This window comes from Streptomyces sp. RP5T (assembly GCF_003933965.1).
Classification (GTDB): Bacteria; Actinomycetota; Actinomycetes; order Streptomycetales; family Streptomycetaceae; genus Streptomyces.
Window position 1 is genome coordinate 1 of sequence record NZ_RSAJ01000387.1, and the last position, 8,050, is coordinate 8,050.

8 protein-coding genes are annotated in these 8,050 nt (G+C 71.5%); 3 read left to right on the top strand and 5 right to left on the bottom strand.

Going from position 1 to position 8,050, the window contains the following annotated elements:
* Positions 1–38: 38 nt before the first annotated feature.
* Positions 39–1,520, top strand: a complete 1,482-nt coding sequence (locus EHS43_RS30730) for an MFS transporter (protein ID WP_260470790.1) — start codon at positions 39–41, stop codon at positions 1,518–1,520.
* A 123-nt stretch (positions 1,521–1,643) separates the two neighbouring features.
* A complete protein-coding gene (locus EHS43_RS30735) occupies positions 1,644–2,435 on the top strand; it encodes a TetR/AcrR family transcriptional regulator (protein WP_125193967.1) in 792 nt (263 codons plus the stop codon).
* Here EHS43_RS30735 and EHS43_RS30740 read toward each other — a convergent pair.
* From EHS43_RS30740 to EHS43_RS30760, 5 genes are all read right to left on the bottom strand, one after another.
* Positions 2,432–2,902: a PPOX class F420-dependent oxidoreductase gene (locus EHS43_RS30740; protein ID WP_125193968.1), complete on the bottom strand. Its 471-nt coding sequence runs from the start codon at positions 2,900–2,902 to the stop codon at positions 2,432–2,434. The genes EHS43_RS30735 and EHS43_RS30740 overlap by 4 nt on opposite strands.
* A gap of 4 nt (positions 2,903–2,906) precedes the next feature.
* Entirely contained in the window at positions 2,907–3,506 is a 600-nt protein-coding gene (locus tag EHS43_RS30745; RefSeq protein ID WP_260470791.1) for a bifunctional 2-polyprenyl-6-hydroxyphenol methylase/3-demethylubiquinol 3-O-methyltransferase UbiG, read from the bottom strand.
* Positions 3,507–3,541: 35 nt separating this feature from the next.
* Positions 3,542–4,363 carry a YceI family protein gene (locus EHS43_RS30750; protein ID WP_125193969.1) on the bottom strand — a complete coding sequence of 274 codons (822 nt, stop codon included), beginning with the start codon at positions 4,361–4,363 and terminating at the stop codon, positions 3,542–3,544.
* Positions 4,364–4,452: 89 nt separating this feature from the next.
* Positions 4,453–6,996 carry an MFS transporter gene (locus EHS43_RS30755; protein WP_125193970.1) on the bottom strand — a complete coding sequence of 848 codons (2,544 nt, stop codon included), beginning with the start codon at positions 6,994–6,996 and terminating at the stop codon, positions 4,453–4,455.
* A gap of 13 nt (positions 6,997–7,009) precedes the next feature.
* Entirely contained in the window at positions 7,010–7,546 is a 537-nt protein-coding gene (locus tag EHS43_RS30760; protein ID WP_125193971.1) for a MarR family winged helix-turn-helix transcriptional regulator, read from the bottom strand.
* 195 nt (positions 7,547–7,741) lie between these two features.
* Between EHS43_RS30760 and EHS43_RS30765 the strand changes: the two genes are divergently transcribed.
* Complete coding sequence (locus EHS43_RS30765) at positions 7,742–7,942, top strand: hypothetical protein (protein ID WP_125193972.1); 201 nt, start codon at positions 7,742–7,744, stop codon at positions 7,940–7,942.
* The last annotated feature ends 108 nt before the right edge of the window (positions 7,943–8,050 follow it).

Consider the following 8,050-nt stretch of genomic DNA (forward strand, 5'->3'; position numbering starts at 1 on the left):
GTTGTACACCGTATAAGGACTGTTCTACGGTGTACAACATGACCGCTCCCGCCCCCGCCGCCGTCTCCCAGGGCCACCCCCAGCGCTGGCTGATACTCGGCGTCATCTGTCTCGCGCAGCTCACCGTGCTGCTCGACAACACGATCCTGAACGTGGCGATCCCCTCCCTCACCCGCGAACTGGGCGCCGCCACCTCCGACATCCAGTGGATGATCAACGCGTACTCACTGGTGCAGTCGGGCCTGCTGCTCACCGCGGGCAGCGCCGCCGACCGCTACGGCCGCAAGAAGATGCTGGTCGCGGGGCTGGTGCTGTTCGGCGTCGGTTCACTGGTCGCCGGGCTCGCCGGCTCCACGGCCCAACTGATCGCGGCCCGGGCCGGGATGGGCGTGGGCGGCGCGCTGCTGATGACCACCACGCTCGCCGTGGCGATGCAGATCTTCGCGCCCGAGGAGCAGCCGAAGGCGATCGGCATCTGGGCGGCCGTCAACTCGTTGGGTTTCGCGACCGGCCCCCTCCTCGGCGGCTTCATGCTGAACCACTTCTGGTGGGGCGCGATCTTCCTGATCAACCTGCCGGTCGCCGCGCTCGCCCTGGTCGCGGTCGTGATCCTGGTCCCCGAATCCAAGAACCCGCGCGGCGACCGCCCCGACCTCCTCGGTGCCCTGCTCTCCACGATCGGTATGACCTCCCTGGTGTTCGCGATCATCTCCGGCCCCGAGCACGGCTGGACGTCCGGCCGGGTGCTGACGCCGGCGGCCGTGGCGGCCGGGGTCCTCGCCGGGTTCGCGTACTGGGAGAGCCGGATCCCCCACCCCATGCTCGACCTGCACTTCTTCCGTGACCGCCGGTTCACCGGAGCGGTGGCCGGGGCGGTCCTGATCACCTTCGGCATGGGCGGCTCGCTCTTCCTGCTCACCCAGCACATGCAGTTCGTCCTCGGCTACGGCCCCCTGGAGGCGGGGCTGCGGACGGCACCCCTCGCGCTGATGATCGTGGCCCTCAACTTCACGGGCCTCGCGGCGACCTGGTCGACCAGGCTCGGGACGCCGCTCGCCATCGGCCTCGGCATGGCGGTGATGGCCGCGGGCCTTCTCTCCGTCGCCACGCTCACCGGCCACGGCTATCCGGGCACCCTCCTCGGGCTGGTGCTGATCGGCGCGGGGGCGGCGGTCGCCAGTCCCGCGATGGCACACGCGATCATGAGCGCGATCCCGCCGGAGAAGGCCGGGGTCGGCGCGGGGATCAACGGCACGGTGGCGGAGTTCGGGCAGGGACTGGGGGTCGCGGTCCTCGGCGCGGTGCTGAACGCGCGGTTCGCGACGCTGGTCTCGGTGGCGGCCGCCTCGCTGCCGGCGGCGCTCGCCGAGGCGGGATCGGTGTCGGAGCGGACGCGGATCACCGACGCGTTCGCCTCCGGCCTGGAGAGCAGCCAGTTGGTGGGCGCGGCGGCCGTGCTGTTGGGCGGGGTGGTGGCGGCGGTGCTGTTGCGGCGGGCCGAGCGGGTGCAGCCCGCCTGAGGGGCGGCGGTGCGGCGGCGGGGACGGGTCCGTCGTGGTCACGCGCGCAGTTCCCCGCGCCCCTTCGGGCCGGTGGACACCTAGCATCTTTGCCAGTCGACGGAAGTTCTTGGAAGGTGCGCCATGGCGAACGAGGGCCGGAAGGCCTCGGGTCGGACCAGTGTCTGGCTGGAAGGCAAGGTGCGCCGAGGCGGGCGTGGCGGCGGGCAGCCGTCCGGGCTGGACCGGGACCGGATCACCGAGGTGACCGTACGGCTCCTGGACGCGGAGGGGCTGGCCAAGTTCTCCATGCGGCGCCTGGCCGCCGAGCTGAACGTGACCGCGATGTCCGTCTACTGGTACGTCGACACCAAGGACGACCTCCTCGAACTCGCCCTGGACGCGGCCTTCGGCGGACTGGAGCTGCCGGATCCGGAGACCGACGAGGACTGGCGGGACCAGTTGCGCACGATCGCCAGGGAGTACCGCGGCCTGCTGGTCCGGCACCCCTGGGTCTCCCCGCTGGCCGGCACCTTCCTCAACATCGGCCCCCACTCCCTGGCCCTCTCCCGGACCGTCCACCGGGTCATCCGCAAGACCGGCCTGCCCGCCCACGGCATCACGGGCGCGATCTCCGCCGTCTTCCAGTTCGTCTACGGCTTCGGCACCATCGAGGGCCACTTCGTCACCCGCGCCACCCAGGCCGGCATGACCCAGGACGCCTACTTCCGCCATGCCATGACCACAGCCACTCAGTCCCCCGACGCCGCCGAGATCCTCAGGGAGAACGAGGAGATCATGACGGCGAGGGGCGGCGACACGGTCGAGGAGATGCGGGACAGGGACTTCACGTTCGCCCTGGACCTGCTCGTGGCAGGCATCGAGACGATGGTGAACGCACACCCGCCGACGAAGGAGAAGCCCCCACCCTCTTAGGCGTCCGGCGCCAACCGCGCGGGAAACCCACCGGTGGCCACCGGCCCCCACCGCTCCGGCGTGACCCGAATGATCGACTTGCCCTGCTTCACCATCGCCGCCCGGTACTCGTCCCAGTCGGGGTGTTCCCCGGAGATGTTCCGGAAGTACTCCACCAGCGGCTCCACGGACTCCGGCGCGTCGATGACCTCGGCACTCCCGTCGACCTGCACCCACGGGCCGTCCCAGTCGTCGCTCAGCACGACCACGCTGACCCGTGAGTCCCGCTTCGCGTTCCGCGTCTTCGCCCGCTCGGGATACGTCGACACGACGATCCGCCCCGAGTCGTCCACCCCGCAGGTCAGCGGCGAGGCCTGCGGTGACCCGTCCGCCCGCCGCGTCAGCAGGATCGCCCGGTGCCGGGGCCGTACGAAGTCCAGCAGCTCATCCAGGGAGACGGACTTGTTGGTCGCAATGTTCGGTGCCATGGAATCAGCCTAGTTGGAGCGCCACGGCCTGCCAGCGCACCGCCTCACGACCGAGCCGGTCCGCACCCTCGGCCACGGTCCGCAGCAGTCTCAGCCCCGCCTGCTCCCCCTGCTCGGCGACCTCCTCCGGCGGGACGTCGAACATCCGCCGGTCCACGGGCGGCTCCCCGCGCCGCAGGGTGATCAGCAGGAGCCCACCGGGCGCGAGCAGCCCGGCCAGGCGCCGCATCGCGACGGGCCGTTCCTCCGGGTCCAGGTGCATCCACACCGCGGACAGCAGGACGACGTCGTACGGCCCCCGCACGCCCGGTATCTCCGGCAGCGCCCCCGCCCGCCAGGTCACGCCGTCGTCCGGGTGCAGCCGCTCGGCCACCCGGCGCAGCTCCGCGACCGGCTCCACCGCGTCGACGGCGTACCCGCGCCCGGCGAGCGCCGCCGCGTCCCGCCCGGTCCCCGCGCCGACGTCCAGCACCCGCGCGGGCGCCTCGGGCAGCAGATCCAGCAGCGCCCCGTGCACGTCCTCGAACGACACGCTCTCGTAGACCCGCCCCAGCCGCTCCGCCGACTCGGCGTAATACCCCTGCACCCCCGTGCTCCGCTCCATACCCCGAACCGTACGACCCGCCACTGACAAAGCCCTCAGGCCGTCGGCAGCGACTCCCCCTGCACCGCCTGCACATCTAGCTCGACCTTCAGCGTCGTGCCGATCGCCGCGATCCCGGCCTGCACGACCTGGTTGTAGTTCATGGCGAAGTCCTCCCGCCGCAGCTGGGTGGTCGCCCGGAAGGCCGCGCGGGTCCCGCCCCAGGGGTCGGCGCCGGTGCCCAGGTAGGACAGGTCCAGGTCCACCGGCCGGACGACACCCCGCATGGCGAGCTCGCCGCGCACGGTCCAGCGGTCCGTGCCGGCCACCGTCAGCCCCGTCGACCGGTAGGTGATCTCGGGGTGGCGCTCGACGTCCAGGAAGTCCGCCGACCGCAGGTGCTCGTCCCGCATCGCGTTCCCCGTGTCGATGGAGGCGGCCCGGATCACCGCCTCCACCCGGGACTTGGTCACGTCGTCCGGGGCGACCTCGATCGCCGCGGTGAAGTCGGTGAAGCGGCCGTGCACGCTGGAGATGCCCAGGTGCTGGGCGACCGCGCCCACGCTGGAGTGGGCCGGGTCGACGGTCCAGGGCCCCGGCGGCGGGAGTTCCGCCCCGCCGATGCGGGCCAGCGTGACCGTGCCGACCTCGGCCCGGCCGCTCGCGGTGACGATCGCGCTGGAGGCGGCGGGCGCGTAGCCCACGGCGGTGACGATCACGGTGTACGGCCCCGGCTCCAGCGGGGTCCGGTCCCGTACGGCACCCTCGGCGTCGGCCTCCGCGCGCAGCACCTGGGTGCCGGTCATGTCGGTCACCGTCACGACCGCGTGCGACACGGCCCACCCGTCCCGGGTGCGGATCCTCGCGCTCAGTCCCATGTCACGTAACTCCTCGAAGAAGACCGGCCCGTGGCGGGCGCGCGCCTCCGCTCGGAGCGCGCTCCCTGCCACGGGCCGGAGCGGGTGAACTACTCGCCGGGGTGGGCGAGTTCGATGTCGTGGCCGTCGACGCCGGGCCCGTTCACCGTCAGGGCCGTCGCCTGCGGCGGGTAGCCCGTGGCGATGACCGTGTACTCGCCGCCGTCCAGGTCGGTGAAGGCGTACGCCCCGTCCGTCCCGGTGGTGGCGGTGCCGACCACGTTGCCGGCCGCGTCCACCAGAGTGACCCGCGCGTCGGCCAGCGGACCGTGCGGCGCCCGGACGACACCCTGGAGGCGGGCGCCCGCGTCGAGGTCGACCTCGATCCGGGTGACGCCGGTGCCGCCGACCTCGACGGGCAGGGCGCGCGGCCGGAACCCGGCGGCGTTCACCGCCACGGTCACGGCACCCGGCACCAGCTCGCCGAAGGCGAACTCGCCCTGCTCACCGGTGGTCCCGGTGGCCAGCAGATCGCCCCGCACATCGGTGACGATCACCATGGCGTCCTTGACCGGCTCGCCGTTCTGCGCGGCCCGCACGAGCCCGTTCAGCCCGCTGGTGCCGCTGAGGAGGACGTCGTAGGCAACCGGCTCGCCGTTCACGAGGACGGTGGACGCCTGCGGCTGGAAGCCGTCCGCGGAGGCGATCAGCACGTACGACCCGACGCCCGGCGCCTGGACCGCGTAGGAACCGTCGGCCTGCGTGACCGACCGCCCCAGCTGCTGTCCCGAGAGGGAGATCAGCGTGACCGCGGCCTGCGGGACCGGCGCGCTCTCGGCGCCGCGCACGAAACCGCGGACCGGGATGCCGCCGGAGCCCGCGGCGGAGGCGTCCGGCCGGGCGAGGGTGGCCACGGCGGACAGCCGCTGGGTGCCCTCGGGGCCGGTCTCGGTGGCGTTCGTGGTTGCGGAGGGGACGGTCTCGGTGGCTGCCAGGCTCGGGGTGTGCGCGCCGGTCGCGGTCTCCACCGGGGTCTCTGCGGGAGCGGGAGCCTCGTCGGCCGCCGCCTGCGCCAGCGCGCCCTTGGTCCGCAGCGGGACCTCCTTGATGAACAGGGTGATCAGGAACGCGACGGCCGCGAGGGCGCCGGCGATCAGGAACACGTCGGCGATGCCGTGGCCGTAGGAGCTCTCCATGAGCGTGCGCACCGGGGCCGGGAGCTTGGCCAGGTCCGGGATGCTGTCGGTGGAGGAGCCGGAACCGGCCAGGGCGGCCCGGTACTGCGGGTCGAGGGCGGCGACGCCGTCCTTGACGTAGTGCGTGATCCGGTGGGACATCACCGCGCCGAGCGCGGAGACGCCGACCGCACCACCGAGGGAACGGAAGAAGGTGACCGTCGAGCTGGCCGAGCCGAGGTCGGACGGGTCGACCTGGTTCTGCGTGCACAGCACCAGGTTCTGCATCATCATGCCGATGCCGAGACCCAGCAGGGCCATGAAGATCGACATCTTCCAGTAGGCCGTGTCGTACCGGATGGTGCCGAGCAGGCCGAGACCGGCCGTCACCAGCACGCCACCGCTCACCAGCCACGCCTTCCAGCGCCCGGTGCGGGTGATGAACTGCCCGGAGACGGTGGAGGAGACGAACAGTCCGCCGATCATCGGGATGGTCATGACGCCGGACATCGTCGGGGACTTGTCGCGGGCCAGCTGGAAGTACTGGCTGAAGAAGACCGTGCCGGTGAACATCGCGACACCGACGAAAAGTGAGGCCAGCGACGCGAGCGTGATGGTGCGGTTGCGGAACAGCCGCAGCGGGATGATCGGCTCGGTGGCCTTGGACTCGATCAGCACGAACAGCAGTCCGAGGACGATCGAACCGCCGACCATCGTGTACGTCTGCCACGACACCCAGTCGTACTTGTCACCGGCGAAGGTGACCCAGACCAGGAGCAGCGAGACGGCGGCGGCGACGAAGGTCGCGCCGGCCCAGTCGACCTTGACGTCCCGCTTCACGACGGGCAGGTGCAGGGTCTTCTGGAGCACGATCAGCGCGATGACGGCGAAGGGGACGCCGACGTAGAAGCACCAGCGCCAGCCCAGCCACGAGGTGTCGGTGATGACACCGCCGAGCAGCGGGCCGCCGACGGTGGCGACGGCGAAGGTCGCGCCGAGGTAGCCGGAGTAACGGCCGCGCTCACGCGGGGAGATCATCGCGGCCATGACGATCTGGGCGAGGGCGGACAGACCGCCGACGCCGATGCCCTGGACGACACGGCAGGCGATCAGCATGCCGGGGTTCTGCGACAGACCGGCCGCCATCGAGCCCAGCACGTAGACGACCAGCGCTATCTGGACGAGCGCCTTCTTGCTGTACAGGTCGGCGAGCTTGCCCCACAGGGGCGTGGTCGCGGTCATCGCCAGCAGCGAGGCGGTGACGACCCAGGTGTAGGCGGACTGGCCGCCGCCGAGGTCGCTGATGATGTGCGGCAGGGCGTTGGTGACGATCGTGGACGACAGGATCGCCACGAACATGCCGAGCAGCAGGCCGGAGATGGCCTCCATGATCTGCCGGTGCGTCATGGGGGCGTACTCGCCGGAGCCTCCCCCGTGCTTGGCGTGAGCCCGCACACCGGCTGGTGTGGTCGTTGCCATGGGCTTCCTTCTCTTACTGGGTGATCGCGGGTGTACGGGTGGTCTGTTCGAGTACGGGGGGCACGGGTGGCCGGGGTTCGGGACCGTGGACGCGGGTGTCGTGCGAGCGGGTGTCATGGGCACGGGTGTCGTCGAAACTCGCCCGCAGCCGGGCCATCAGCGCGGTCAGCTGGGCCACCTCGTCGTCGCTCCAGTCGCCGAGCCGCTCGGCGAGCATGTGGCAGGTCCGCCGGGAGAGCTGGTCCAGGAGCGACCGGCCGGCCGGCGTCAGCCGCAGGATGCGGGAGCGCTTGTCGGCGGGGTCGGGGGACCGCTCGATCCAGCCGCGCTCGGCGACGTGCGCGACATGCCGGCTGGTGACCGACATGTCCACGGCGAGCAGCTCGGAGAGCTTGCTCATGCGCATGTCCCCGTAGCGCTCGAGGAGGGTCAGCACCGCGGCGGAACCCGAGGGGCACTCGGACGGCATCATCCGCCCGATCTCCCTCTTCACGGCTCCGAAGGCGCTGAACTGGCGGATCAGTTCCTCGTATCGCGCCTGCTCGGCCATCACACCTCCCGTATTCGTTGCTTAGGGCAACCATAGGGGCGCTTGGTTGCTACAGGCAAATAAAACGGGGTGGATGCGGGACAAAAACTTGGCAAAGGCAAGTATTACGAACGTAAATCCGCACGTGGGGCCCGGTGATGCCCCCGTCAGCCCCGCACTTGGGCCCGACCCGCGGATTCGCTAGGGTCTCTGGGCATGGCTGAGAACCAGGTCCCCCAGGGCAACCACGACCCCGCCGGCAGCACCCAGATGTTCCGCGCGTTCGTCGACGAAGGCCCGCAGGGCCGCCAGCAGACCGCGCCCGCCGCCTCGGGCGGCCCGCGCATCGGGCTCATCGTCGGCGTGGTGGTCGCGGTGGCGATCGTCGCGGCGGTGGCTTGGCTGGCACTGAAGTAGCGACGGCGCGGGTCCGGTGGGGGCGGGCGTTTTCGCACAGTTCCCCGCGCCCCTGAAATGCCTGCGGCGGCCCGTGTCGGCTTCGGTGGGGGCTGGTGCAGCGCGTTC

Excerpts from the sequence above, each read along its gene's own strand:
- EHS43_RS30760 (WP_125193971.1), bottom strand. The coding sequence starts at position 7,546 with ATGGCCGAGCAGGCGCGATACGAGGAACTGATCCGCCAGTTCAGCGCC.
- EHS43_RS30740 (WP_125193968.1), bottom strand. The coding sequence starts at position 2,902 with ATGGCACCGAACATTGCGACCAACAAGTCCGTCTCCCTGGATGAGCTG.
- EHS43_RS30730 (WP_260470790.1), top strand. The coding sequence starts at position 39 with ATGACCGCTCCCGCCCCCGCCGCCGTCTCCCAGGGCCACCCCCAGCGC.
- EHS43_RS30745 (WP_260470791.1), bottom strand. The coding sequence starts at position 3,506 with ATGGAGCGGAGCACGGGGGTGCAGGGGTATTACGCCGAGTCGGCGGAG.
- EHS43_RS30735 (WP_125193967.1), top strand. The coding sequence starts at position 1,644 with ATGGCGAACGAGGGCCGGAAGGCCTCGGGTCGGACCAGTGTCTGGCTG.
- EHS43_RS30755 (WP_125193970.1), bottom strand. The coding sequence starts at position 6,996 with ATGGCAACGACCACACCAGCCGGTGTGCGGGCTCACGCCAAGCACGGG.
- EHS43_RS30765 (WP_125193972.1), top strand. The coding sequence starts at position 7,742 with ATGGCTGAGAACCAGGTCCCCCAGGGCAACCACGACCCCGCCGGCAGC.
- EHS43_RS30750 (WP_125193969.1), bottom strand. The coding sequence starts at position 4,363 with ATGGGACTGAGCGCGAGGATCCGCACCCGGGACGGGTGGGCCGTGTCG.